Origin of the sequence: Spiroplasma endosymbiont of Apeira syringaria, from assembly GCF_964020205.1 — a bacterium.
Taxonomy (GTDB): Bacteria; Bacillota_I; Bacilli_A; order Mycoplasmatales; family VBWQ01; genus Spiroplasma_E; species Spiroplasma_E ixodetis_A.
Genome location: NZ_OZ026543.1, coordinates 1,737,087 through 1,762,415, shown reverse-complemented (window position 1 = coordinate 1,762,415; position 25,329 = coordinate 1,737,087). Strand labels below are relative to the sequence as shown.

Genomic DNA, 25,329 nt, shown 5'->3' with positions numbered 1-25,329 from the left:
TTGTTTTAATTTTTTACTAATTAATTCGGTTGCAACAGGGCCATTACATCAAGATCGATTTTGATAATAAGGAGGTTTTAATTGTACATCATGAGATTTCATAAGTTCCTCTGGGAGGGGAATATTTTGAAAAAATTGACTTCCTGCACCAACCAATGCTCCTACATCTGATAAACTGTCTCCTAAAGTATAAAAATTATTTTGAAAATTACTTGTATTATGATTTGCATTACTTAATGTTGAGATTATGTTTGTCATTAATAAAGAACATGTTGTCATTAGTTTTATTAAATTTTTCATAGTTATTTATTCTCCTTTTAATTTATTTTTAGTTTTTAATTTATTGTTTAAATAATGATATATTTTGGTATATATTTTTTAATTTAAGTTTATAATTGAAAAAAATAATATATAATAAAAAAATGTTTAATGTAATTATTTTTAAAAAATAAATATTTTTATAAGAGTTAGTTATAACTTTTAATTATTTATTTTGTAATCGATAATTTTGTGTAAAAATAATTATTAAATCTTTGATAATACTTGTTTTTTTAAATAAGTTTCTATATAATTATTAATGCTTTAAGCAATGTAGTCCCGGTAAAATTACACTGTAAGGAGAAAAAAATGCGTCAAACAACAATGAATTTCAGTAACATTGAAAAAAAGTGATATGTTATTGATGCCAGTGGTTTAATTTTAGGGCGTCTTGCAACTAAAGTTGCAATGATATTGCGTGGTAAAAATAAACCTTCATTTACACCACATTTAGATTGTGGAGATTATATCATTATTATTAATGCAAACAAAATTAAATTAACAGGTAATAAATTACAAGATAAGAAGTATTATAACCATTCACAATATCCTGGTGGATTACGTGTACGTAATGCACAAAGTATGATTGCTAAAGATGCTTCTGAATTAGTAGAGATAGCGATTAAAGGTATGCTACCAAATACTACCTTAGGTCGTAAGCAATTTACACATCTTCATGTTTATAACCATGATCAATATCAACATCAAGCCCAAAACCCCGAAGTTTTAATATTAGGCCAAGAGGAGTAGACTTTTATGACAACATCTAATAAACCCGTAACTTATTCAAGTTCAGGCGGACGTAAAACGTCAACTGCCCGTGTTCATTTAAAAAATACTGGTCAATCAAAAATATTAATTAATGGTTTTGAGCCTTTAAAATATTTAGAACAAGAAATCTTAGTTCAAGATATGTTATTACCTTTAAAAGTAACTAATACGTTAGAAAACTTTGAAATTAATATCAAAGTTGAAGGCGGCGGAAGAACTGGTCAAGCTGGTGCAGCACGTTTAGCTTTATCTAATGTTTTAGTTAAGGTGTCAGAAGATTATCGAACATTATTAAGACAATTTGGATTATTAACTCGTGATGCACGTAAGAAAGAACGTAAAAAATATGGTTTAAAAGCAGCCAGAAAAGCACCACAATTTTCAAAACGTTAATATAATAAAAAAAGAGTCTCAGACTCTTTTTTTATTATTTTTATAGTATTACTAGAATTTTATATATTATTTTTGCTTATAATTTATTTTTTTATTTAAATAACTTTCTTTTTTTAATTTGTATTTCTTTAGATAAATTGGAGGTGTTTTTATTATAAACACTATATATGTGTAAAATAAGAATATCAATAATTTGTTTTAAGAATAATGTAAAATTAATTTACAAAAATTTAATAAAATTAAGGAGAGATTTTAATTTATGCCAAAAGAAATTAGAAGAAAAAGAAAAGTTATTGTAGGAATGGTTGGTGGGACAGTTTTGGCTGGTGGATTAATCGGGGGTATTATAGCAATTTCTGAAATATTAGTTCAAAATGAGGGGGTATATCAAGAAAAATTAAATATTTTTAATTGATCTGAATCTTATGGTGCAATATCAACTTTATTAAATATAAAAAATGATTTATATGTCGGAACTAGTAATGGTGTATATAAAATTAAAGATAATGCAAGTAATACAAAAGATAAAATAATAACACCAATTACTGGTATTAATGGTTATATTTCTAGTTTAGTTGTTACTAATGATGGAACTGTTTATGTAGCAACTTTTGCTAATGGACTTTTTAGATATTATCCTGAACAAAATATTTTGACACAAATATCAGAAATAATAGGAGAAGTTTATAGTTTAGTAGTTATGGGCAATAATGTATATGTTGGAACAAGAACTTCTGATTGTTATGGTAAGTTATTTATGATTGAATCTAATAGAAAAGTATCAGAAATTAAGGATTGAATTGAAACATATGGTGAAGTTAGAAGTTTAGCGGTTATTGATAATGATTTGTATATTGGTACTAAAACTGGTACATATACTGGAAATTTATTAATATTTAAACCTAATGGAATATTAGAATTGTTAAAAAAATCAAATCAAAATAATGGTGAAGTTTGGAGTTTAATAGTTTTTGGTAATAATTTATATATTGGAAGTAGAAATCAACTATATGAAAGTAGACTATTTAAACTTTCTCTTAAAGGAGAAAAAATAACAGAAACTATTGGTTGAAAAAATAATAAAAATTATGGTGAGATTTGAAGTTTAGCTGTTGTTAATAATGATTTATATGTTGGAAGTAGAGTTCAAGTTATTGATATAAATTTTTAAAGGTGGATTATATAAGTCATCTGATGGTGGTATTACTTTTACTGAAGTATTTGGTTGAAATAAAGATTATGGTGTTGTAGTGAGTTTATTACCTGTAGATAATAATTTATATATTGGAAGCAAAAATTATAATGATAAAACTAATCAAAATTATCAAGGGAAGTTATTTTTTAAAAGAATAAAATAAAATTATTAAAAAAATAAAAAACATTATAATAAAAATATTATAATGTTTATAGAATATTTAGTTAAAACAAATCTTAGCAAAATTAAGTTTCATTTTTAAAATATTAATAAGATAAAGTATATTAATAAAAACGGACTTCTCCCCACATGTACTTGTGGAGGGAATAATGAAACTGAATGAATTCAAAAATGCTTTTCAAACTGAACAGCAATGTCTTGCATATATAGCAAATTTGAAAGAAAACAAATGTATTAGGTGTTTTAATTTTAATTTGAATACTTCTGATTTAAAAAGAATGAGATGTTTAAAATGTAATCAAACATTTAGCATTCTCACAGGCACCATATTTTCAAGGTCACAAACATCTTTAACATCTTGGTTTTATCTTATCTTTAGATGAATAAACACCAAACATGGAATTCCATCAACAGATATTGCAAAAGAATTGGGAGTGACTTTGAAAACTGCTTGAAGAATGACTCATAAAATCAGAACACGTATTGCAAAACAAAAACCTCAATTTATTGTTGAAGGTACAGTGCAAATTGATGAAATGTATCTTTCACATATGGGTTTTAAAAAACAAGGAAGATCCTTGGTGAATAAAACCTTGATTGTTGGCATTTATCAAAAAACAACCAATAATTTAATTGTGAAAGTATTGAAAAACGCAAAGAGTAAAAATCTTTTGCAGTTTGCAAAAAACCACATTTCTTCAAAATGTCTTGTATATACTGATTCTTGAAAAGGATATTGCGATTTTAAATCAGTTTTCACTAAGCATGAAACAGTTAACCATCAAGATGGCTATGTTTCAAAAATTGGTGTAAATACCAACCAAATTGAATCAGTTTGAAAACATATAAGAAGAACATTTAAAACACATATCAAAGTTGCAAAACATCATGTTCATTTATATGCTAAAGAAGCTGCATATAAATTCAACAAGATACCTAGTTTTGAAACTGTAATTCTATGTTTGATTTAAAAATGTGGGGAGAAGTCCGTAGATAGGCTTTTCTCAGCATTTATGTGATAAAATTAAAATAGTACATAAAGGGAGAAAAGCCAATAAAAATTAATGAACATAGTAATTATTAATTATTTCACAATTTTCGATTGCATCTCAAAAATTATTATTTTTTTCTCTTATTTTAAAAACAAAAATAATTACTATGAATAGAAATACTGTATATAGTAAGATTGGAGTGATAATTATACAAAAAATAACTCCAATTTGTAATTGAATTCAAGGATAGTAATTATCAGGAAAATGACTTAAATTACAGAAAGAACTTGCTGAAGTGCTAATAGTATAACTTAAACCAAAATGTTTTAACATTGTATATCCATCTTTAAAATTTGAATGGCATTGTTCATTATTATTGAATTTAAAATAAAAGTTACTAAATCAAATTAAGTATAGACCAGTAATTATAATTAAAACCGTGATTGCAAATAATATTATAGTTGTTAACTGTAATATTTTAACTTTTTTCATTTTGATACCTCTTTAAATATAAAAAAAACATTTTTAGATAATAAAAATAATAAGTTAAAAACTATATTATTTTATGTAAAAATGATAACAAATTTATATTGTTTTTACAATTATTGATTGTATAAGCAAAGTTTTAATTAATTATATAAATGAATAATATTAAGAAAATATTTGAATATTTTCTTAATATTATTTTGATTTATTAATTTGATTCAATATTCTACTTGCATCTAAATTAAATGGTATTACAATAATTTCATAGTGAATAATTTCGCGATTAGGGTATCCAAATTTTGTTACTATTTCTTTAAAACTTAGATGAAATAGTGTTGCTAATTCTAATGTTTCAAATGCTTTATATTTTATGTCATCACTTTGATTTGTTTTATATTTTAATAAATAAATTTCTTTGAGTTTTATTTTCATTTCATTTTTATTGCCATTCATTTTTTTACCTCTCAAAATTATATAATTTAACAAGTAAATTATATATAAATTATATCATTTTACTTAATTCATATTTAGTATTTTTTATTAAAAAATTTTAATAAATATACAATAAAAATATGATTATGAAAACGTAGGTGATTTTGCAATAATATCATCATTAATTTTTTCTATATTCTCATTCTCATTTATATCTTTTATATCATCATTTAGTGTTGCTTCTTTTCCTAAATTTTGATTTCATTTTTCAATTTTTAAGATATGTATTTTAATCTTTGTCATTCTAAATCCCCTCTTAATAAAAAACCTTGTATGAATAAATTATACAAAAAATTTTTTTTACTTTTAAAAATATAAATTTTTATTATAAGAATATTAAATAAAAATTAAATAAAATATTGTTATTATATATTGCAATCGTGCTTGAACAAATATATAATATCTCTGTTGCTCTTTTTGGGACTATAGCTCAGCTGGTTAGAGCGCACGCTTGATAAGCGTGAGGTCGATGGTTCAAGTCCATTTAGTCCCACCATTATATGTTAAATTATGAAATAAACAGTTTTGTTTATTTTTTTTATTATTTAAATCAAATTGAAATTATAATAAAGATATAAATCAATTGATTTATTAAGGATATAAAAAGTTATAATAAAAACCTATCATTAATCAGATATTTTAATTAGTGATAGGTTTTTAGTAATTGTTATTCAATGTCAATATCTTTAATATTATTAACGGACTTCTCCCCACATGTACTTGTGGAGGGAATAATGAAACTGAATGAATTCAACAATGCTTTTCAAACTGAACAGCAATGTCTTGCATATATAGCAAATTTGAAAGAAAACAAATGTATTAGGTGTTTTAATTTTAATTTGAATACTTCTGATTTAAAAAGAATGAGATGTTTAAAATGTAATCAAACATTTAGCATTCTCACAGGCACCATATTTTAAAGGTCACAAACATCTTTAACATCTTGGTTTTATCTTATCTTTAGATGAATAAACACCAAACATGGAATTCCATCAACAGATATTGCAAAAGAATTGGGAGTGACTTTGAAAACTGCTTGAAGAATGACTCATAAAATCAGAACACGTATTGCAAAACAAAAACCTCAATTTATTGTTGAAGGTACAGTGCAAATTGATGAAATGTATCTTTCACATATGGGTTTTAAAAAACAAGGAAGATCATTGGTGAATAAAACCTTGATTGTTGGCATTTATCAAAAAACAACCAATAATTTAATTGTGAAAGTATTGAAAAACGCAAAGAGTAAAAATCTTTTGCAGTTTGCAAAAAACCACATTTCTTCAAAATGTCTTGTATATACTGATTCTTGAAAAGGATATTGCGATTTTAAATCAGTTTTCACTAAGCATGAAACAGTTAACCATCAAGATGGCTATGTTTCAAAAATTGGTGTAAATACCAACCAAATTGAATCAGTTTGAAAACATATAAGAAGAACATTTAAAACACATATCAAAGTTGCAAAACATCATGTTCATTTATATGCTAAAGAAGCTGCATATAAATTCAACAAGATACCTAGTTTTGAAACTGTAATTCTATGTTTGATTTAAAAATGTGGGGAGAAGTCCGTAGATAGGCTTTTCTCAGCATTTATGTGATAAAATTAAAATAGTACATAAAGGGAGAAAAGCCTTATTATATTTAAGTAGTTAGGAGAATGAGTATGAAAAAACAAGAAATATTAAAACCAGTTATTAATAGTTCTTTAGTTGAAGATGATGTTAATGCTAAATCAAAAGAAAAACATAAATTTCTAAATTTTATTAAATCATATTTTAAAAACTGACGTAATCATTATAACCGTAATGTAATAGTTAATCCTGAAGATGCTCAATATGCAATTTTAATTTGTGATTTTACTAAACAGTTTAAAAAATTTAAAGCTGTTGATAATGCTATTATTAAAGTTAAAAAAGGTACTATTCATGGTTTTATTGGTCCAAATGGATCAGGCAAAACCACTACTATTAAATGTTTAATTAGCGCTATGGTTGAAACACACGGTGATTTAATTATTCATGGTAAGCGTTCATGAACAGTTGAAGCAAAAAAACAAGTTGGTTATATTCCAGAAGCTGCAAGATTTCCTAAACGAATTACTACTTATGATTATTTAATTTCAATGGGACAAATTAGCGGTTTGAAATATAAAGTTGCTAAGGAAAAGACAGAAATGATTTTAAAGGAATTAGATTTATGAAAGTTTAAAAAACGTAACCCTAATGCTTATTCTTCGGGTATGAAGAAAAAGGTGTTATTAGCACAATCACTATTAAATAATCCAGATGTCTTAATTTTAGATGAACCAGCCGCTAATCTTGATCCAACAGCGAGAACAGAATTGTTTAATGATTTAAGAAAACTTCGTGAGCAAGGTAAAACTGTTTTTATTTCATCACATATTTTATCTGAATTACAAAATTTAGCTGATGAAGTTACTGTTTTAAATTATAGTAAAGTTGTTTATACAGGATTGGTTAATAAAACTGATTCATTATATGAAATAAGTTCTAATAATGATAATAATAAATTAATGAAGTTATTAATAGATAAAAAATTTTCAGTAGATGTTAATGAAAATCGTTTATTGGTAAATATTAAAACTGAGGCACAAGTTGCAGAAGTATTAGCAATTGCTTTAAATGCTAATATTATCATTACTTATTTAAAACCATATACTGTTGATTTACAAACAATGTATGAACGAATTGTTATGGAAGCCAATGATAAAAATAAGAAGGGAGAAAAATAATGCCAATATTTCGTTATACTTTTAAAAAGATGATTGCTACTCCTTCAACTTGAATTATTTTTATTATAACTTTAATTTTTCTTGCCTTATCTTGGTCTTTAATTTCGTTATTTGTGGGTTCTGAAGCAATAAAACAATTAACTTATGATCAAGCATTAAATTTTTATGTACCACAATGAAAAGTATTATCATTCTCGGTACTTTTATCAATTATGATTTTTGTATTTATTTCAGTTAAAGCAACACAAGTTTTTCGTGATGAAATTGATGATGGTACTTTATTGATTTTAGTATCAAAACCAGTTAGTAGAACTAGAATTTGGACTGAAAAGTTATTATCTTTACAAGTGGTAATTATTTTATATTTATTTTTATCTATTTTTATTGCTAGTTTTGTCATTACTATTCCTGGCATTGGTAGTTCAACTATTTATAGTGCGGTATTTCCTTATTTATGAATTTTATTTGGTGTTGCTATTATTTTTGATTTAATTATTTCTTCAATTGCTATTTTATTTTCATTAATTTTAAATGCTAAGGCTTTAGTTGCAATTATGATTGGAATGGCTGCTTTATTCAGTATTTTTGCGACATTAATTAATCGTTTAGTAACATTTGATCCTACATATTATGTTGTTTCACAGTCATTAGCAGTTTATAATAATGTAAAAGCTAAATTAGATAAAACTGATATTGATTGAATTAATGATGTATATAGAAAAAACCCAACAACTACTATTGAATCTATTCAAAAGGCTATGTTTAGTATTTACGATACATATATTAAAGAAGTTAAGTATCCAAATAATTATGATTATCAAAAAGAACAAACAATAGTATTAGCAATTAAGAATGGTAGTACTATTACTCCACCAACTACTGATGCTCCTAAAGACTTAGTTACTCATATTTACAATATTAGTAATGCTTTTCGTCAATGAAAAGAACAAAGTTTTGAAGAATTAATGACAGGTAAAAAAGTTGGACTTGATAACCTTGGTTCCAAAAGATCAAATGGTGTTGGTAGCAATGATGTTGATTATTGAGTAAATCTTATGATTACGGGTTTAAATACATCTCTTTCTCAATCACAATATGATGCTCTTAATACTAAGACATCACAAGTTAAAGCAATGCGTTATTTAAATATTTTTTATCAATTAAAATATATTTGAGATGGAATATCGACTAAACAAGGTTCAATCTTTTCTTATCCAGAGGAGTATACTATGACAGCAGATCCTTATTTAGTTAGTTTTAATAAAGTTAACACAAATTATGAAGTTGATACCAATAAAGCAACTAATAGTAAAATTCTTAATTTTCCAGTTTTATTGACTGTCTATGTTTTGCTTGGTATTGGTTTATTTTGTTCTTCATGATTAGTATTTAATCGTAGAGATTTTACTTAGTAGTTTAAGTATTTTTTATATATTAAATTTCAAACCTCATTATTTAAATGATGTAAAATTATTATTATAATATAGAGCAAATTAATGATAAGGGTGAAATTATGAAAATTAGTGGATTTAAAATTAATAATAGAGCAAATCCACATAAAATTAGTAATTTTTTTGCTACTAAAAAATGATATTTATTAGCATTAATGATTATTATTCCAGCAGTATTGCAACAAATATTATCAGCATCAATGAATTTACTAGATAATATTATGGTTGGAGAATTAAAGGATAGTTTTATTAGTGATTTAAAGCCAATGAATAATCATATTAGGGATATTTTTACTTCATTAGGACTTTGAGATAATTGAAGTTGATGAAAAGATAATGGTTTAGAACATTTTTATCATTTGCAATATTCAGCAGGACAAATTGCTGTTTCGGGAGTTACTGCTTCTAATCAAATTTTTGTTATTATTTATGCCGTTATGGGAGGTTTTATCAACGGTGTTAGTATTTTTGGTGCTCAATTTTATGGAGCTGGAAGATATGGTTCTTTAAGACAAACAGTAAGAATGAGAATTATTTTTGGATTTTTAATTGGAGTAATAGTTATTATTTTATCTTATACAGTAGGTGAATATTTAATTTCTTATACTACTAGTCCTAGTAGTGCATTGGATAAATTTAATCAATTATGTGCTGCTAAAGGATTAACTCTTAATGATATTAATGAGTTAAAGGACATTTTAAATTATAATCATCCTTTTAGTGAAAATTCACTTATTGATTTTATGAATATTCATAATATTGATAAAAATGATCCCCAATTTGTACAAATTATTTTACGTTATTATGAATTTCATTCAGCATCTTTAGCAACAGCACAAGGTATTGATTATAATCAATGAATTGTTTTTTCTTATCCATTGTTAGGAATAAACTTTGCTTTTGTTTCAGTATTTCGCGAAACAAAACGTGGTTATATTTCATTAATATTAACTTTTGTTTCAGTATTTATTAACTTTTTATTAAATTTACGGACTTCTCCCCACATGTACTTGTGGAGGGAATAATGAAACTGAATGAATTCAACAATGCTTTTCAAACTGAACAGCAATGTCTTGCATATATAGCAAATTTGAAAGAAAACAAATGTATTAGGTGTTTTAATTTTAATTTGAATACTTCTGATTTAAAAAGAATGAGATGTTTAAAATGTAATCAAACATTTAGCATTCTCACAGGCACCATATTTTCAAGGTCACAAACATCTTTAACATCTTGGTTTTATATTATCTTTAGATGAATAAACACCAAACATGGAATTCCATCAACAGATATTGCAAAAGAATTGGGAGTGACTTTGAAAACTGCTTGAAGAATGACTCATAAAATCAGAACACGTATTGCAAAACAAAAACCTCAATTTATTGTTGAAGGTACAGTGCAAATTGATGAAATGTATCTTTCACATATGGGTTTTAAAAAACAAGGAAGATCATTGGTGAATAAAACCTTGATTGTTGGCATTTATCAAAAAACAACCAATAATTTAATTGTGAAAGTATTGAAAAACGCAAAGAGTAAAAATCTTTTGCAGTTTGCAAAAAACCACATTTCTTCAAAATGTCTTGTATATACTGATTCTTGAAAAGGATATTGCGATTTTAAATCAGTTTTCACTAAGCATGAAACAGTTAACCATCAAGATGGCTATGTTTCAAAAATTGGTGTAAATACCAACCAAATTGAATCAGTTTGAAAACATATAAGAAGAACATTTAAAACACATATCAAAGTTGCAAAACATCATGTTCATTTATATGCTAAAGAAGCTGCATATAAATTCAACAAGATACCTAGTTTTGAAACTGTAATTCTATGTTTGATTTAAAAATGTGGGGAGAAGTCCGTAGATAGGCTTTTCTCAGCATTTATGTGATAAAATTAAAATAGTACATAAAGGGAGAAAAGCCTAAATTTATTATTAATTAATGGTATTGGTGTAGTTACAGGAATTGGAGCACGAGGTTCAGCAGTTGCTACTTTAACAGCGAGAATTGCTCAGTTGGCATTAATTAGTGGTTTTATTATATGAAAGAAATATGAATTTCAACCAAAAGTTTTGAAAATGTTTAAGATTAGGGGTGATTTATTTAAAAAAATTATAATTAAAACATGGCCATTAATGTTAAATGATTTATTATTTGCAGTTGCTACGACAATGATTATTAGATTAATTTCGCAATGAAGCTTTGAAGCATTAAGTGGTTCGGCAATTGCTTCCACGATTAATACCATGTTCTATACTTTATATATTGGATTTGGTATTGCTTCTTCGGTGTTAATTGCCAATCGTTTAGGTGCCGATGATTTGATTGGTGCTAAATATAATGCTAAACATTTAATTAGGTTAGGCTTTTTTGTATCATTATTTTTTGCTAGCTTATTAGTTTTATCTTCATTTTTTTTACCACAATTATTATTTAATGCAACAACAGAAGCCTTACGAATTTCTAGTTGAATGATGCGTGTTGATGCTATAGTTTTTAGTGCTTATACTATTTTGTATACTTGTATTTATGCATTTCGTGCTGGTGGCTTAGCAATTACTGTTTTACTTGTTGATAGTTGTTTTACTTGGTGTTTTTCAATAGGCTTTTCTCCCTTTATGTACTATTTTAATTTTATCACATAAATGCTGAGAAAAGCCTATCTACGGACTTCTCCCCACATTTTTAAATCAAACATAGAATTACAGTTTCAAAACTAGGTATCTTGTTGAATTTATATGCAGCTTCTTTAGCATATAAATGAACATGATGTTTTGCAACTTTGATATGTGTTTTAAATGTTCTTCTTATATGTTTTCAAACTGATTCAATTTGGTTGGTATTTACACCAATTTTTGAAACATAGCCATCTTGATGGTTAACTGTTTCATGCTTAGTGAAAACTGATTTAAAATCGCAATATCCTTTTCAAGAATCAGTATATACAAGACATTTTGAAGAAATGTGGTTTTTTGCAAACTGCAAAAGATTTTTACTCTTTGCGTTTTTCAATACTTTCACAATTAAATTATTGGTTGTTTTTTGATAAATGCCAACAATCAAGGTTTTATTCACCAAGGATCTTCCTTGTTTTTTAAAACCCATATGTGAAAGATACATTTCATCAATTTGCACTGTACCTTCAACAATAAATTGAGGTTTTTGTTTTGCAATACGTGTTCTGATTTTATGAGTCATTCTTCAAGCAGTTTTCAAAGTCACTCCCAATTCTTTTGCAATATCTGTTGATGGAATTCCATGTTTGGTGTTTATTCATCTAAAGATAAGATAAAACCAAGATGTTAAAGATGTTTGTGACCTTGAAAATATGGTGCCTGTGAGAATGCTAAATGTTTGATTACATTTTAAACATCTCATTCTTTTTAAATCAGAAGTATTCAAATTAAAATTAAAACACCTAATACATTTGTTTTCTTTCAAATTTGCTATATATGCAAGACATTGCTGTTCAGTTTGAAAAGCATTGTTGAATTCATTCAGTTTCATTATTCCCTCCACAAGTACATGTGGGGAGAAGTCCGTTTCAATATTAATTTTATTTATTGAGGTACATTATAGTCCTTTAGATATTGTTTATATTTATGCTATTATGCGTTCTTGTGATGTTCTTAAGATGATTATTTCTTTATTTATTTATCATCGTGATAAATGAGTAAGAAATTTAGCAAGTAGTATGAATAAAGTATATCCAGAATCTCCACCAGTAATTGATATACCAAAAGCAAAAGATAAAGTTGATATTGCTAATTTCTAAAGATTGAAAATTTCTTTAATATATAATTTAAATAAACGCCTTTTATGGCGTTTATTTAAATATGTTTAATTTTTAAAATTTTACTATTCTTTAATTACTTGGCTTTATTCTTTGCTTATAATTTTTTGTTGGAATATCATTTTCATATTTACGTAGTGTTTGTTCTCAAGGGATGTCCTTTTCTTTTTGTTTATTAATGGGGTTAGATATTTGTAGTTTTGGTTGCATTTTAGAGGTACTGAAATATCTGAATTTAAAGAATCTGTTGATGTGGATTTTGAATTAAAACCTTCATCACTACTGTTAGATAATAATTGATTTTCCAAATCACAAATTTTTTCACTAAGTTGAAATATTTCTGATTCAAATTGTTCAACCATTTGTTCATTGACTTCGACAATTGTTTCTTTTTCTTGCTGTTCTTTTTGATTTAATAAATCAATTAATAAATTATTGTTATTATTTAACAAATTATTTTTATCTTCTAATAATTTTTTTTCATGTTCAGTTATTTGATTAATATTAGTTATTAAATTTGCATATTCTGTTTGTTTTTCAATATAATTTGAATTTAAAATATTAATTTTTTGTTGATTATTTAATTTTGTTTTTTAAATAATTCACAATTTATTTCTTCTGTTTCAATTAAATTATTAATACTTTTATTTTTATTTATTTTTCCAAATGAAAAAAGATTAATAAAAAAATTTTTAATTTTGTTAATTTTTTGTTACTTTAATTTATAGATTTGAATATTAAATTGAAATACTTTATCTTCTATTTCTTTATTTTGTTTAACGGACTTCTCCCCACATGTACTTGTGGAGGGAATAATGAAACTGAATGAATTCAAAAATGCTTTTCAAACTGAACAGCAATGTCTTGCATATATAGCAAATTTGAAAGAAAACAAATGTATTAGGTGTTTTAGTTTTAATTTGAATACTTCTGATTTAAAAAGAATGAGATGTTTAAAATGTAATCAAACATTTAGCATTCTCACAGGCACCATATTTTCAAGGTCACAAACATCTTTAACATCTTGGTTTTATCTTATCTTTAGATGAATAAACACCAAACATGGAATTCCATCAACAGATATTGCAAAAGAATTGGGAGTGACTTTGAAAAATGCTTGAAGAATGACTCATAAAATCAGAACACGTATTGCAAAACAAAAACCTCAATTTATTGTTGAAGGTACAGTGCAAATTGATGAAATGTATCTTTCACATATGGGTTTTAAAAAACAAGGAAGATCCTTGGTGAATAAAACCTTGATTGTTGGCATTTATCAAAAAACAACCAATAATTTAATTGTGAAAGTATTGAAAAACGCAAAGAGTAAAAATCTTTTGCAGTTTGCAAAAAACCACATTTCTTCAAAATGTCTTGTATATACTGATTCTTGAAAAGGATATTGCGATTTTAAATCAGTTTTCACTAAGCATGAAACAGTTAACCATCAAGATGGCTATGTTTCAAAAATTGGTGTAAATACCAACCAAATTGAATCAGTTTGAAAACATATAAGAAGAACATTTAAAACACATATCAAAGTTGCAAAACATCATGTTCATTTATATGCTAAAGAAGCTGCATATAAATTCAACAAGATACCTAGTTTTGAAACTGTAATTCTATGTTTGATTTAAAAATGTGGGGAGAAGTCCGTAGATAGGCTTTTCTCAGCATTTATGTGATAAAATTAAAATAGTACATAAAGGGAGAAAAGTCTTGTTTAATTCAAAATTGAATAGTTTTTTGATAATTATTAATTTTTTTTTCAATTTTCTCACTTTTTTCAATAAGTTTTATTTTTTCTGCTTTTAAATTTAGTAGTTGTTTTTTAATTTTTTCTATAGTTTCATAATTTATTAAAGGACTTCTCCCCACATGTACTTGTGGAGGGAATAATGAAACTGAATGAATTCAACAATGCTTTTCAAACTGAACAGCAATGTCTTGCATATATAGCAAATTTGAAAGAAAACAAATGTATTAGGTGTTTTAGTTTTAATTTGAATACTTCTGATTTAAAAAGAATGAGATGTTTAAAATGTAATCAAACATTTAGCATTCTCACAGGCACCATATTTTCAAGGTCACAAACATCTTTAACATCTTGGTTTTATCTTATCTTTAGATGAATAAACACCAAACATGGAATTCCATCAACAGATATTGCAAAAGAATTGGGAGTGACTTTGAAAACTGCTTGAAGAATGACTCATAAAATCAGAACACGTATTGCAAAACAAAAACCTCAATTTATTGTTGAAGGTACAGTGCAAATTGATGAAATGTATCTTTCACATATGGGTTTTAAAAAACAAGGAAGATCCTTGGTGAATAAAACCTTGATTGTTGGCATTTATCAAAAAACAACCAATAATTTAATTGTGAAAGTATTGAAAAACGCAAAGAGTAAAAATATTTTGCAGTTTGCAAAAAACCACATTTCTTCAAAATGTCTTGTATATAATGATTCTTGAAAAGGATATTGCGATTTTAAATCAGTTTTCACTAAGCATGAAACAGTTAACCATCAAGATGGCTATGTTTCAAAAATTGGTGTAAATACCAACCAAATTGAATCAGTTTGAAAACATATAAGAAGAACATTTAAAACACATATCAAAGTTGAAAAACATCATGTTCATTTATATGCTAAAGAAGCTGCATATAAATTCAACAAGATACCTAGTTTTTAAACTGTAATTCTATGTTTGATTTAAAAATGTGGGGAGAAGTCCGTAGATAGGCTTTTCTCAGCATTTATGTGATAAAATTAAAATAGTACATAAAGGGAGAAAAGCCTTTATTAAATAAGTTTTGTTAGTAAATAATTGCTCTTTTTTAATTGTTTTCATTTTGTCCCCCTTTTAAAATAAAAACCTATTTGTTAAAAAATAAAACAATAGGTCAAAAACTATATTTTAGATTACAAGTATTATATCTAATATTTTTTTATAAACGAAAAATTACTTTATTTTTAATATTTATTATAATAAATTATTTTAGTAATAAAATGAAATATTAAATTTTATTAAAATCAATATTTGTGATATTATTATTAATAATTTAATATATGTTCATTACTAATATAAGTATTTTTTATTTATATTAGTTTTTTATTAAATTATGGCTTTTCTCCCTTTATGTACTATTTTAATTTTATCACATAAATGCTGAGAAAAGCCTATCTACGGACTTCTCCCCACATTTTTAAATCAAACATAGAATTACAGTTTCAAAACTAGGTATCTTGTTGAATTTATATGCAGCTTCTTTAGCATATAAATGAACATGATGTTTTGCAACTTTGATATGTGTTTTAAATGTTCTTCTTATATGTTTTCAAACTGATTCAATTTGGTTGGTATTTACACCAATTTTTGAAACATAGCCATCTTGATGGTTGGAATGGCAACCTTTTTTAGGACTATTTTTTGGTAGACATTTGTTTTTGATAATTAACTGGAGTTAAGTAGTTTAAAGTGCTGTGAATTCTTATGTTGTTATATCAATTGATGTAATCAAATAATTCTAATTTTAATTGGATTAATGATGTAAAATTTTTATCATTAATAAATTCGGTTTTGAAAGTTTTAAAGGTTGCTTCAGCAACAGCGTTATCATAAGGACAACCTTTTTTGCTTAAAGAGCGATTAATATTGAATGCTAGTAAAAGTTTATCAATAATTTTATTATTAAATTCATTACCGCGATCACTATGAAATATTTGAATATCTTTTAAACAGCGATTTGAGTGCATAAATGCTTGATATACTAATGATGCATCTTTTTTAGTACCTACACTATGTCCAATTATTTCGCGGTTAAATAGGTCAATTAATAAACAAATATAGTTTCACTTACCATTTACTTGAACATAAGTTAAATCACTAACAATAACTTCATTTTTAACTCTATTATTAAAGTTTCTATCAACAAGATTGGTTATTTGACTATCATTGACTTTATTATGATTTTTGTATGATAATTTAGTGTATTTTGATATTAAATTATGTTTATTCATAATTTCTTTAATTTTTCGTATTGATAAATAAATTTCTTGGTTTTCTAGAATGACTTTTAATCTTCTAGTACCATAAACTTCTTTATTTTCTTTAAAAGCACTAATAACAGCTTCATCATAAATATTATTTTTGATTTTATTTTCTTTTTTCTTTAAATTAAAATAATATGTTGATTTAGAGATTTTTAAAAAATGACACATTGTGCGAATTTTATATTTAACTTTATTTTTGACAATAATTTCTATTTTCTGCCTATTATTAGTGCTGCTTGCTTTAAAATATCATTTTCCATTCTTAATTGTTTTAATTCTTTTCTTAATTTAATTAATTCATTTTCTTCAACAGAACGATTATCTTTAGTTTTAAAACTACCTGAATTAGTAAATTGCTTAATTCAATTGTAAGTAGCTGCTCTTGTAACATTATATTCTTTAGCAAGGCAAGATACTGATTTGCCACTTTGATATAAAGCTACTATTTGTTTTTTAAATTCATCGGTATATGAGTTAATATTGGCCATAATTATAGTTCCTTTCTTTGTTCAATTGTCTATGTAATTAGTGTCCAATAAAGTGTAACCCATCCAGGTTAACTGTTTCATGCTTAGTGAAAACTGATTTAAAATCGCAATATCCTTTTCAAGAATCAGTATATACAAGACATTTTGAAGAAATGTGGTTTTTTGCAAACTGCAAAAGATTTTTACTCTTTGCGTTTTTCAATACTTTCACAATTAAATTATTGGTTGTTTTTTGATAAATGCCAACAATCAAGGTTTTATTAACCAAGGATCTTCCTTGTTTTTTAAAACCCATATGTGAAAGATACATTTCATCAATTTGCACTGTACCTTCAACAATAAATTGAGGTTTTTGTTTTGCAATACGTGTTCTGATTTTATGAGTCATTCTTCAAGCAGTTTTCAAAGTCACTCCCAATTCTTTTGCAATATCTGTTGATGGAATTCCATGTTTGGTGTTTATTCATCTAAAGATAAGATAAAACCAAGATGTTAAAGATGTTTGTGACCTTGAAAATATGGTGCCTGTGAGAATGCTAAATGTTTGATTACATTTTAAACATCTCATTCTTTTTAAATCAGAAGTATTCAAATTAAAACTAAAACACCTAATACATTTGTTTTGTTTCAAATTTGCTATATATGCAAGACATTGCTGTTCAGTTTGAAAAGCATTGTTGAATTCATTCAGTTTCATTATTCCCTCCACAAGTACATGTGGGGAGAAGTCCGTTTAGTAATTTGAGGATATTGTTTATTTCATTTACTTTCAAACGATTCTAAAGCTTGCATTGCTTGTTCTTCACTACATGCACTATAAATTGGTTTTAAATCTGCAAATAGACCTTTTCGATGTTTGTATGAAACATATTTTAAACTATTTCTATGGATGGGTTACACTTTATTGGACACTAATTACATAGACAAGTGAACAAAGAAAGGAACTATAATTATGGCCAATATTAACTCATATACCTATGAATTTAAAAAACAAATAGTAGCTTTATATCAAAGTGGCAAATCAGTATCTTGCCTTGTTAAAGAATATAATGTTACAAGAGCAGCTACTTACAATTGAATTAAGCAATTTACTAATTCAGGTAGTTTTAAAACTAAAGATAATCGTTCTGTTGAAGAAAATGAATTAATTAAATTAAGAAAAGAATTAAAACAATTAAGAATGGAAAATGATATTTTAAAGCAAGCAGCACTAATAATAGGCAGAAAGTAGAGATTATTGCAAATAATAAATCTAAATATAAAATTCGCACAATGTGTCATTTTTTAAAAATCTCTAAATCAACATATTATTTTAATTTAAAGAAAAAAAATAAAATTCAAAATAATATTTATGAAAAAGCTGTTATTAGTGCTTTTAAAAAAAATAAAGAAGTTTATGGTACTAGAAGATTAAAAGTCATTCTAGAAAACCAAGAAATTTATTTATCAAGACGAAAAATTAAAGAAATTATGAATAAACATAATTTAATATCAAAATACACTAAATTATCATTCAAAAATTATCATAATAAAGTCAATGATAGTCAAATAACCAATCTTGTTAATAGAAACTTTAATAATAGAGTTAAAAATGAAGTTATTGTTAGTGATTTAACTTATGTTCAAGTAAATGGTAAGTGAAACTATATTTGTTTATTAATTGACCTATTTAACCGCGAAATAATTGGACATAGTGTAGGTACTAAAAAAGATGCATCATTAGTATATCAAGCATTTATGCACTCAAATCGCTGTTTAAAAGATATTCAAATATTTCATAGTGATCGCGGTAATGAATTTAATAATAAAATTATTGATAAACTTTTACTAGCATTCAATATTAATCGCTCTTTAAGCAAAAAAGGTTGTCCTTATGATAACGCTGTTGCTGAAGCAACCTTTAAAACTTTCAAAACCGAATTTATTAATGATAAAAATTTTACATCATTAATCCAATTAAAATTAGAATTATTTGATTACATCAATTGATATAACAACATAAGAATTCACGGCACTTTAAACTACTTAACTCCAGTTAATTATCAAAAACAAATGTCTACCAAAAAATAGTCCTAAAAAGGGTTGCCATTCCACTAATTTGATGAACAATGCATAATTGATGTTCTGTTTTAGGATAAACTGATTGTATTGCTTCTGACATGCCTGTTAAATTATCACTACAAGCAATAAGAATATCATTTAAGCCACGATTTTTCATTTCTGTGAAATTAGATAATCAAAACTTAGAACCTTCATTTTCACTAATTCATAATCCTAAAACATCTTTTTTGCCTTCTAAATCAACTCCTAATGCTATATAAACTGATTTGTTAATAATCCGTTTATCTTGTCGTACTTTAACTACTATACAATCAAAATAAACAATAGGATAAATACTTTCTAATGGTCGATTTTGTCATGCTTTAACATCATCAATAACATCATCAGTAATTTGACTAATAACACTTTCACTAATATCAGCACCATGATATAACTCTTGCAACTGCATTCTAATGTCAGATAATGTCATTCCTTTTGCATACAAGGAAAGAACTTGTTGATCAAAACCATCAAATCTTCTTTGCCTTTTAGGAACTATTACAGGAGTAAAATTACTATTGCGATCTCTTGGTACATCAATTTCAATTTTACCTTGTTGAGTTATTAATTTTTTTGAACTTGTACCATTACGAGCATTTTCAGTAGTACTATGTTGATTTTTTTCATATCCTAAATAATTTTGCATTTCAGAATTCAACATTTTTTCAACTAATCTTTTTGTTAATTCTTTATATAAACCGCCAGGTTTAAAAACTGTTGTTAAATCTTCAGTATTTTCTAGTAATAAATCTACTGCTTTTGATATTGGATCATTATTATTAAAGTTATCTTTTTTAGCCATCTGTAAATCACTCTTTCTAGTCATTTAATTATATTTACTAGAATTAATTAAACATAGTTATTTTTGTAAGTTACACAGATTACTAAACATTTCCCTTGTCTTACTTATTGGTTCAGGATTATTAATAAGTTATGGTTATAAAAAAATTTATAGTTATGTTATGGACAAAAAAATTATTAATGTTTTATTTTTTATTTTGCATTGAGGTTTTGCATTAATTTGTAGTTTCTTTTTAGTACTTTTTTCTTTATCATTAATAATGGCTAATCTAAGAAATAAATCAAAAAAAGCATTATCATTGACAAATAATAATGCTTTATCAGCAACAGAAATATCCGCGAGTGTTGAACAAAATTCTCTTTTTGGTGAACAAAATATTGGACCATTATTTACAGATCGATTTTTAATGAACACGATAAATCAACACAAGGTATAAATATAGTTATTAATAATACTGGTGGAGGTGCACTTCCACAATCAAAATTACTTGATTATCAAGTAACTAGTAATCCGAATCCTGTTCAAACTAATAACAGTAGTAATGTTGTTAATAGCGAAGTAACTTGAACACCACAACAAATTGAAGAAGTATGAAATAAAGGAGAAATTATTGATGATTATAATCCACAGTTATATCGAAAAGACTATGCAGGTGCGCTAATGTTTAGGAATAACTTTATTAGTAATGTTAAACTTGATGATGATCCTAAAAGTTATAATTGAACTATTATACATCAACGACCTTTATTTCATGGAGGCACTTCTGATATTAGTAATTTACAACCAATGAATAATACTAATGCTATTACTAAAGGTAATAATTATCCACGTTGAAAAACAGCTATTGCTTTTAATGGAAAACAAAATTTTTTAAAACAAAAATCATGAAAAGATAAAAAATAGAGTATTAATCATTAATTTAATTGAAGATTATATTGAGCATATTATAAATATAATTGGTATTTTGCTTAGTTGTTAATAATTTAAATTTAATTACACTATTATCTTTTAAAATTTATTTGTTTATGGGAAAATGTATATAATAATTAAAAGATAGGAGCAATTAATCATGCAAGTTATTGTCCATGGAAAAAATATTAATATTACTTATGAAATTAAAAATGCTGTTGATAAAAATTTTAATTATTTACAAGAAAAGTATTCTAAATATATTAAAAAAGATATGATTGCTAAAGTTGGTATTGAAAGAAATAGTAATCATACATATAATATTTCCGTTCATATTCAGTTATTAAATAATAATTTTTTACAGTGTTTAGTAGAAAATCACGATCTTTATGTTGGCATTAATAAAACATTGGTTCCGTTGGAAAAACAATTAAGTCGTTTAAAAACTGTTGCTGATAAAACTGGTGCTGAAAGCGTTGGTCAATTTATAACTAAAGAAATTCTTGATGATAATAGTGAAGTTATTATTGACGTAACAGAAAATAAAGATTAAATAAAACGTTTATGAAAGTATACAATTATTAGCATTAGTTTTGAGGCTTTTTAATAATCTGTGTATCTTTGTTTTACAAAGTTACTAATTTAGATTAATTTTGTCTTCAAATTTTATCATAAAATGAGCAATTGCTGTATTTCAATTTTGAATAGGCAATGTTCATTTTTTTGTTATATTTTCAATTGCCAAGTAAAATATTTTGAAAACTGCCATATCATTAGGAAAAACTTTTTTATTTCTGATGATTTTTCGTAATTGACTATTAACAGATTCAATAGCATTTGTAGTATAAATCACTCTTTTGATTTCTACTGGATAACTAATAAAAACCATTGGAATGGCAACCCTTTTTAGGACTATTGGAAATGTTTAGTAATCTGTGTAACTTACAAAAATAACTATGTTTAATTAATTCTAGTAAATATAATTAAATGACTAGAAAGAGTGAGTTACAGATGGCTAAAAAAGATAACTTTAATAATAATCATCCAATATCAAAAGCAGTAGATTTATTACTAGAAAATACTGAAGATTTAACAACAGTTTTTAAACCTGGCGGTTTATATAAAGAATTAACAAAAAGATTAGTTGAAAAAATGTTGAATTCTGAAATGCAAAATTATTTAGGATATGAAAAAAATCAACATAGTACTACTGAAAATGCTCGTAATGGTACAAGTTCAAAAAAATTAATAACTCAACAAGGTAAAATTGAAATTGATGTACCAAGAGATCGCAATAGTAATTTTACTCCTGTAATAGTTCCTAAAAGGCAAAGAAGATTTGATGGTTTTGATCAACAAGTTCTTTCCTTGTATGCAAAAGGAATGACATTATCTGACATTAGAATGCAGTTGCAAGAGTTATATCATGGTGCTGATATTAGTGAAAGTGTTATTAGTCAAATTACTGATGATGTTATTGATGATGTTAAAGCATGACAAAATCGACCATTAGAAAGTATTTATCCTATTGTTTATTTTGATTGTATAGTAGTTAAATTACGACAAGATAAACGGATTATTAACAAATCAGTTTATATAGCATTAGGAGTTGATTTAGAAGGCAAAAAAGATGTTTTAGGATTATGAATTAGTGAAAATGAAGGTTCTAAGTTTTGATTATCTAATTTCACAGAAATGAAAAATCGTGGCTTAAATGATATTATTATTGCTTGTAGTGATAATTTAACAGGCATGTCAGAAGCAATACAATCAGTTTATCCTAAAACAGAACATCAATTATGCATTGTTCATCAAATTAGAAATAGTTTAAAATATGTTTCATACAAACATCGAAAAGGTCTAGTTGCAGATTTAAAACCAATTTATAGTGCATGTAGTGAAGAACAAGCAATGCAAGCTTTAGAATCGTTTGAAAGTAAATGAAATAAATAATTTATATTTCTAAGTTAATATAAGAAATATTTTCATTATATTTGGAAATGTTTAGTAAAATATTTAATTCAATCACTTATTTTAAAGTTTTCTTGTATAGCATTTGCTATTGCACATGTCATTATAGAATGTGCCATTAGTCATGTTACTGATTCTAAAAATAAATCAAATAATTAATAATTTATTCTTTCTTTTCATTCTAAAGTATCTAAATCAGTTTTTTTTAATTTATTTAAATTATCAATCACTTTGTTTGCCGAAGATGTTAATTCTTTTATTATACTATTATCAATAGGCTTCTTTAAACAATTAAAGTCACTAATTTTTTCAATTTCTTTTTTAAAATTTGGATGATATTCAAAATCTGTAGAGTTTGGAATATTATTAAGTTTTTTTATTAAATTATTAATACGTTTTATTCGTGACATATTATTTTTTAATTTTACTTCATTTTCTTCATATAAAAGGGTTAAAAATTCATGTTTATATTTTTCAAATGGTTCAATAGGAATTTTTTTAATTTTAAAATCATTTATTGGATTACTTTTTTGACTTTGGATTATATTTAAAATTGTATTTCTTGATCAATCAGCAATTGCTGAGGTAAAAAATGTCGTTAAAATAGTATCAATGAATGTTGTGAAATAGTTTTGTTTATTTTGAAATATTCCATAAAAATAATCTTCTGATGTATATTCTTGCTCATCAAAAATATATGTAGAAATTATTCTTTGTGCATTTTTTCCAGTAAATGCAATATAAACTAGTAGTAATCCTAACAATAAATTAGGTAATGTTTTTTTAATTTTGGCATTTATTGAAATATTGCTAGACGAAGTAGGATTATCAATAATTTTTTGCATATTTGTTAAATACTGATATAAATTTAATAAATTATCATAATTAATATTAATACTTAATTCTTGATTAAATGAGGTAATATTTTTTATAAACATATCTATATTATTAATAGAATTTATAGTAGCGTTTTCTAAAAAATAATAATATTTTGGATCTGATTTTTCGCCTCCTTTAACTTTGATAGGAGAGGAATCTAAAAGTTTATTATTGTTTAGGTCATCTGATAATTTGTCAATGTTTTCATATTTTTTAACGTGTTTATATAATTTATTATTTTTAATTAAAAATATTTCAAAAATAATTTGACTATTTGGAAAGGCAATTCTTTTAGTTCAACATTTAAAATCATTTTTGTTTTTGTCATAAATTGTCATATACGATTCATAAATAACTTAATCAAGTTCATTAGATTTATTTCTAATTTCAGTTTTATATTCTCATTCTCCTTTATTATTTTTTCATTTCTTTGTTTTTCCACCAAAGCGATTATTGTTTTTTGTTAATTTTATTTTTTTTAAATTTATCATTTTTACTCCTTTTTAATTACAAAAGTTTTATTTAATATAATGTTAATTTGTTATTAATAACAGTAAGTATATATTTTAAAAAGGATCATATTCTTTTAACAAGATCCTCAAAAGTAGTAGTATTAATTTTTTTGAATTAGTTTTACTACAAAAATTTATAAGTATTTCAAAATCATATCCAAAAAATTACTGTTTATAAGTAAAGTTTTTAGTTGTGTTATTAATTTTTCCCCAATGCCTTCTTAGATATATAATAAGAAGTAACTAAATTCTAAAGTTTTTAAAATAAAATACAATAAAAATTATTTTTAATTAACTTTATTTTTATTGGCTTTTCTCCCTTTATGTACTATTTTAATTTTATCACATAAATGCTGAGAAAAGCCTATCTACGGACTTCTCCCCACATTTTTAAATCAAACATAGAATTACAGTTTCAAAACTAGGTATCTTGTTGAATTTATATGCAGCTTCTTTAGCATATAAATGAACATGATGTTTTGCAACTTTGATATGTGTTTTAAATGTTCTTCTTATATGTTTTCAAACTGATTCAATTTGGTTGGTATTTACACCAATTTTTGAAACATAGCCATCTTGATGGTTAACTGTTTCATGCTTAGTGAAAACTGATTTAAAATCGCAATATCCTTTTCAAGAATCAGTATATACAAGACATTTTGAAGAAATGTGGTTTTTTGCAAACTGCAAAAGATTTTTACTCTTTGCGTTTTTCAATACTTTCACAATTAAATTAGGCTTTTCTCCCTTTATGTACTACTTTAATTTTATCACATA

General features: G+C 25.2%; 32 protein-coding genes, 1 tRNA gene and 4 pseudogenes. 21 read left to right on the top strand and 16 right to left on the bottom strand.

Annotated features, from left to right (window positions below):
• Positions 1 to 627 precede the first annotated feature (627 nt).
• The 3 genes from rplM (at position 628) to AACL02_RS10840 (ending at position 2,653) form a co-directional block, all read left to right on the top strand.
• On the top strand, positions 628 to 1,068 hold the full coding sequence (rplM, locus tag AACL02_RS10850) for a 50S ribosomal protein L13 (protein ID WP_339041556.1): 441 nt from the start codon (positions 628 to 630) through the stop codon (positions 1,066 to 1,068).
• Positions 1,069 to 1,074: 6 nt separating this feature from the next.
• On the top strand, positions 1,075 to 1,482 hold the full coding sequence (rpsI, locus tag AACL02_RS10845) for a 30S ribosomal protein S9 (RefSeq protein WP_281748548.1): 408 nt from the start codon (positions 1,075 to 1,077) through the stop codon (positions 1,480 to 1,482).
• Positions 1,483 to 1,741: 259 nt separating this feature from the next.
• The gene (locus AACL02_RS10840; RefSeq protein WP_339041554.1) at positions 1,742 to 2,653 is read left to right on the top strand and encodes a hypothetical protein; all 912 of its coding nucleotides are present in this window, start codon (positions 1,742 to 1,744) and stop codon (positions 2,651 to 2,653) included.
• Between the two features lie 282 nt (positions 2,654 to 2,935).
• On the opposite strand, the gene AACL02_RS10835 is transcribed toward AACL02_RS10840, so the two are convergent.
• Positions 2,936 to 3,061, bottom strand: a complete 126-nt coding sequence (locus AACL02_RS10835) for a hypothetical protein (protein WP_339041552.1) — start codon at positions 3,059 to 3,061, stop codon at positions 2,936 to 2,938.
• Between AACL02_RS10835 and AACL02_RS10830 the strand changes: the two genes are divergently transcribed.
• Positions 3,007 to 3,828: an IS1595 family transposase gene (locus tag AACL02_RS10830; protein ID WP_339040763.1), complete on the top strand. Its 822-nt coding sequence runs from the start codon at positions 3,007 to 3,009 to the stop codon at positions 3,826 to 3,828. The genes AACL02_RS10835 and AACL02_RS10830 overlap by 55 nt on opposite strands.
• 702 nt (positions 3,829 to 4,530) lie before the next feature.
• Here AACL02_RS10830 and AACL02_RS10825 read toward each other — a convergent pair.
• Together AACL02_RS10825 and AACL02_RS10820 are read right to left on the bottom strand one after the other, a co-directional pair.
• Positions 4,531 to 4,788, bottom strand: a complete 258-nt coding sequence (locus tag AACL02_RS10825) for a hypothetical protein (RefSeq protein ID WP_281748997.1) — start codon at positions 4,786 to 4,788, stop codon at positions 4,531 to 4,533.
• 123 nt (positions 4,789 to 4,911) lie between these two features.
• Complete coding sequence (locus AACL02_RS10820; RefSeq protein ID WP_339041550.1) at positions 4,912 to 5,070, bottom strand: hypothetical protein; 159 nt, start codon at positions 5,068 to 5,070, stop codon at positions 4,912 to 4,914.
• A gap of 176 nt (positions 5,071 to 5,246) precedes the next feature.
• Between AACL02_RS10820 and AACL02_RS10815 the strand changes: the two genes are divergently transcribed.
• A tRNA-Ile gene (locus AACL02_RS10815) sits at positions 5,247 to 5,323 on the top strand.
• 161 nt (positions 5,324 to 5,484) lie between these two features.
• Here the strand turns inward: AACL02_RS10815 and AACL02_RS10810 are convergent.
• Entirely contained in the window at positions 5,485 to 5,616 is a 132-nt protein-coding gene (locus tag AACL02_RS10810; protein ID WP_339041548.1) for a hypothetical protein, read from the bottom strand.
• Here AACL02_RS10810 and AACL02_RS10805 point away from each other — a divergent pair.
• The 7 genes from AACL02_RS10805 to AACL02_RS10775 all read left to right on the top strand — a co-directional run bounded on the left by AACL02_RS10805 (position 5,562) and on the right by AACL02_RS10775 (position 11,686).
• Entirely contained in the window at positions 5,562 to 5,747 is a 186-nt protein-coding gene (locus AACL02_RS10805; protein WP_281748957.1) for a hypothetical protein, read from the top strand. The genes AACL02_RS10810 and AACL02_RS10805 overlap by 55 nt on opposite strands.
• Positions 5,748 to 5,846: 99 nt before the next feature.
• On the top strand, positions 5,847 to 6,383 hold the full coding sequence (locus tag AACL02_RS10800) for an IS1595 family transposase (protein WP_281748497.1): 537 nt from the start codon (positions 5,847 to 5,849) through the stop codon (positions 6,381 to 6,383).
• Positions 6,384 to 6,496: 113 nt separating this feature from the next.
• Positions 6,497 to 7,585 carry an ABC transporter ATP-binding protein gene (locus AACL02_RS10795; protein WP_339041546.1) on the top strand — a complete coding sequence of 363 codons (1,089 nt, stop codon included), beginning with the start codon at positions 6,497 to 6,499 and terminating at the stop codon, positions 7,583 to 7,585.
• A complete protein-coding gene (locus tag AACL02_RS10790) occupies positions 7,585 to 8,997 on the top strand; it encodes an ABC transporter permease (protein ID WP_339041544.1) in 1,413 nt (470 codons plus the stop codon). Before AACL02_RS10795 ends, AACL02_RS10790 begins: the two co-directional genes overlap by 1 nt.
• 101 nt (positions 8,998 to 9,098) lie before the next feature.
• The gene (locus AACL02_RS10785) at positions 9,099 to 10,061 is read left to right on the top strand and encodes an MATE family efflux transporter (protein ID WP_339041542.1); all 963 of its coding nucleotides are present in this window, start codon (positions 9,099 to 9,101) and stop codon (positions 10,059 to 10,061) included.
• Between the two features lie 128 nt (positions 10,062 to 10,189).
• On the top strand, positions 10,190 to 10,882 hold the full coding sequence (locus AACL02_RS10780) for an IS1595 family transposase (RefSeq protein ID WP_339043730.1): 693 nt from the start codon (positions 10,190 to 10,192) through the stop codon (positions 10,880 to 10,882).
• Between the two features lie 174 nt (positions 10,883 to 11,056).
• Positions 11,057 to 11,686, top strand: a complete 630-nt coding sequence (locus tag AACL02_RS10775) for an MATE family efflux transporter (RefSeq protein ID WP_339041540.1) — start codon at positions 11,057 to 11,059, stop codon at positions 11,684 to 11,686.
• 40 nt (positions 11,687 to 11,726) lie between these two features.
• On the opposite strand, the gene AACL02_RS10770 is transcribed toward AACL02_RS10775, so the two are convergent.
• Positions 11,727 to 12,548 (bottom strand): IS1595 family transposase, encoded by an 822-nt coding sequence (locus AACL02_RS10770; RefSeq protein WP_281747836.1) that lies wholly within the window; start codon positions 12,546 to 12,548, stop codon positions 11,727 to 11,729.
• Here AACL02_RS10770 and AACL02_RS10765 point away from each other — a divergent pair.
• Positions 12,529 to 12,816 carry a hypothetical protein gene (locus AACL02_RS10765; RefSeq protein WP_339041538.1) on the top strand — a complete coding sequence of 96 codons (288 nt, stop codon included), beginning with the start codon at positions 12,529 to 12,531 and terminating at the stop codon, positions 12,814 to 12,816. The genes AACL02_RS10770 and AACL02_RS10765 overlap by 20 nt on opposite strands.
• Positions 12,817 to 12,920: 104 nt before the next feature.
• Here AACL02_RS10765 and AACL02_RS10760 read toward each other — a convergent pair whose 3' ends face one another.
• Complete coding sequence (locus AACL02_RS10760) at positions 12,921 to 13,286, bottom strand: hypothetical protein (protein WP_339041536.1); 366 nt, start codon at positions 13,284 to 13,286, stop codon at positions 12,921 to 12,923.
• A gap of 369 nt (positions 13,287 to 13,655) precedes the next feature.
• Here AACL02_RS10760 and AACL02_RS10755 point away from each other — a divergent pair, with 369 nt between their 5' ends.
• Entirely contained in the window at positions 13,656 to 14,471 is an 816-nt protein-coding gene (locus tag AACL02_RS10755) for an IS1595 family transposase (RefSeq protein WP_339043729.1), read from the top strand.
• A 40-nt stretch (positions 14,472 to 14,511) separates the two neighbouring features.
• Here the strand turns inward: AACL02_RS10755 and AACL02_RS10750 are convergent, their stop codons facing one another.
• Positions 14,512 to 14,787: a hypothetical protein gene (locus AACL02_RS10750; RefSeq protein WP_339041534.1), complete on the bottom strand. Its 276-nt coding sequence runs from the start codon at positions 14,785 to 14,787 to the stop codon at positions 14,512 to 14,514.
• On the opposite strand from AACL02_RS10750, the gene AACL02_RS10745 reads away from it, so the two are divergent.
• Entirely contained in the window at positions 14,733 to 15,530 is a 798-nt protein-coding gene (locus AACL02_RS10745) for an IS1595 family transposase (RefSeq protein ID WP_339041532.1), read from the top strand. The two genes, AACL02_RS10750 and AACL02_RS10745, sit on opposite strands and share 55 nt — an antisense overlap.
• Positions 15,531 to 15,539: 9 nt before the next feature.
• On the opposite strand, the gene AACL02_RS10740 is transcribed toward AACL02_RS10745, so the two are convergent.
• The 3 genes from AACL02_RS10740 to AACL02_RS10730 all read right to left on the bottom strand — a co-directional run bounded on the left by AACL02_RS10740 (position 15,540) and on the right by AACL02_RS10730 (position 18,076).
• Positions 15,540 to 15,689 carry a hypothetical protein gene (locus tag AACL02_RS10740; RefSeq protein ID WP_339041530.1) on the bottom strand — a complete coding sequence of 50 codons (150 nt, stop codon included), beginning with the start codon at positions 15,687 to 15,689 and terminating at the stop codon, positions 15,540 to 15,542.
• 572 nt (positions 15,690 to 16,261) lie between these two features.
• A protein-coding gene (locus AACL02_RS10735) for an IS3 family transposase (protein WP_339041528.1) occupies positions 16,262 to 17,379 on the bottom strand; the annotation gives its coding sequence in 2 pieces (ribosomal slippage) (positions 16,262 to 17,136 and positions 17,136 to 17,379; 1,119 coding nt in all).
• Positions 17,380 to 17,416: 37 nt separating this feature from the next.
• The gene (locus AACL02_RS10730; RefSeq protein ID WP_339041526.1) at positions 17,417 to 18,076 is read right to left on the bottom strand and encodes an IS1595 family transposase; all 660 of its coding nucleotides are present in this window, start codon (positions 18,074 to 18,076) and stop codon (positions 17,417 to 17,419) included.
• Here AACL02_RS10730 and AACL02_RS10725 point away from each other — a divergent pair.
• Positions 18,022 to 18,162: a hypothetical protein gene (locus AACL02_RS10725; RefSeq protein ID WP_339041524.1), complete on the top strand. Its 141-nt coding sequence runs from the start codon at positions 18,022 to 18,024 to the stop codon at positions 18,160 to 18,162. The two genes, AACL02_RS10730 and AACL02_RS10725, sit on opposite strands and share 55 nt — an antisense overlap.
• On the opposite strand, the pseudogene AACL02_RS12555 reads toward AACL02_RS10725, so the two are convergent.
• A pseudogene (locus AACL02_RS12555) lies at positions 18,112 to 18,264 on the bottom strand (transposase); the annotation flags it as partial. The gene AACL02_RS10725 and the pseudogene AACL02_RS12555 overlap by 51 nt on opposite strands.
• Positions 18,265 to 18,331: 67 nt before the next feature.
• Between AACL02_RS12555 and AACL02_RS10720 the strand changes: the two are divergent.
• A protein-coding gene (locus tag AACL02_RS10720; protein WP_422397811.1) for an IS3 family transposase occupies positions 18,332 to 19,449 on the top strand; the annotation gives its coding sequence in 2 pieces (ribosomal slippage) (positions 18,332 to 18,602 and positions 18,602 to 19,449; 1,119 coding nt in all).
• Positions 19,450 to 19,474: 25 nt separating this feature from the next.
• Here the strand turns inward: AACL02_RS10720 and AACL02_RS10715 are convergent.
• A pseudogene (locus AACL02_RS10715) lies at positions 19,475 to 20,281 on the bottom strand (IS256 family transposase); the annotation flags it as partial.
• 160 nt (positions 20,282 to 20,441) lie between these two features.
• Between AACL02_RS10715 and AACL02_RS10710 the strand changes: the two are divergent.
• The 3 genes from AACL02_RS10710 (at position 20,442) to hpf (ending at position 21,743) form a co-directional block, all read left to right on the top strand.
• Positions 20,442 to 20,717 carry a hypothetical protein gene (locus AACL02_RS10710; protein WP_339041520.1) on the top strand — a complete coding sequence of 92 codons (276 nt, stop codon included), beginning with the start codon at positions 20,442 to 20,444 and terminating at the stop codon, positions 20,715 to 20,717.
• A gap of 224 nt (positions 20,718 to 20,941) precedes the next feature.
• On the top strand, positions 20,942 to 21,184 hold the full coding sequence (locus AACL02_RS10705) for a hypothetical protein (protein ID WP_339041518.1): 243 nt from the start codon (positions 20,942 to 20,944) through the stop codon (positions 21,182 to 21,184).
• Between the two features lie 166 nt (positions 21,185 to 21,350).
• The gene (hpf, locus tag AACL02_RS10700; protein WP_174480838.1) at positions 21,351 to 21,743 is read left to right on the top strand and encodes a ribosome hibernation-promoting factor, HPF/YfiA family; all 393 of its coding nucleotides are present in this window, start codon (positions 21,351 to 21,353) and stop codon (positions 21,741 to 21,743) included.
• Positions 21,744 to 21,827: 84 nt separating this feature from the next.
• Here the strand turns inward: hpf and AACL02_RS10695 are convergent.
• Positions 21,828 to 22,079, bottom strand: a pseudogene (locus AACL02_RS10695) (transposase); the annotation flags it as partial.
• A 122-nt stretch (positions 22,080 to 22,201) separates the two neighbouring features.
• Between AACL02_RS10695 and AACL02_RS10690 the strand changes: the two are divergent.
• Positions 22,202 to 23,140: pseudogene (locus AACL02_RS10690) on the top strand (IS256 family transposase); the annotation flags it as partial.
• Between the two features lie 176 nt (positions 23,141 to 23,316).
• Here the strand turns inward: AACL02_RS10690 and AACL02_RS10685 are convergent.
• The 3 genes from AACL02_RS10685 to AACL02_RS10675 all read right to left on the bottom strand — a co-directional run bounded on the left by AACL02_RS10685 (position 23,317) and on the right by AACL02_RS10675 (position 25,284).
• Positions 23,317 to 24,378 (bottom strand): hypothetical protein, encoded by a 1,062-nt coding sequence (locus AACL02_RS10685; protein ID WP_339041514.1) that lies wholly within the window; start codon positions 24,376 to 24,378, stop codon positions 23,317 to 23,319.
• Positions 24,379 to 24,396: 18 nt separating this feature from the next.
• Positions 24,397 to 24,531, bottom strand: a complete 135-nt coding sequence (locus AACL02_RS10680) for a hypothetical protein (RefSeq protein ID WP_339041512.1) — start codon at positions 24,529 to 24,531, stop codon at positions 24,397 to 24,399.
• Positions 24,532 to 24,942: 411 nt separating this feature from the next.
• The gene (locus tag AACL02_RS10675; protein ID WP_339043571.1) at positions 24,943 to 25,284 is read right to left on the bottom strand and encodes a transposase; all 342 of its coding nucleotides are present in this window, start codon (positions 25,282 to 25,284) and stop codon (positions 24,943 to 24,945) included.
• Positions 25,285 to 25,329: the final 45 nt, after the last annotated feature.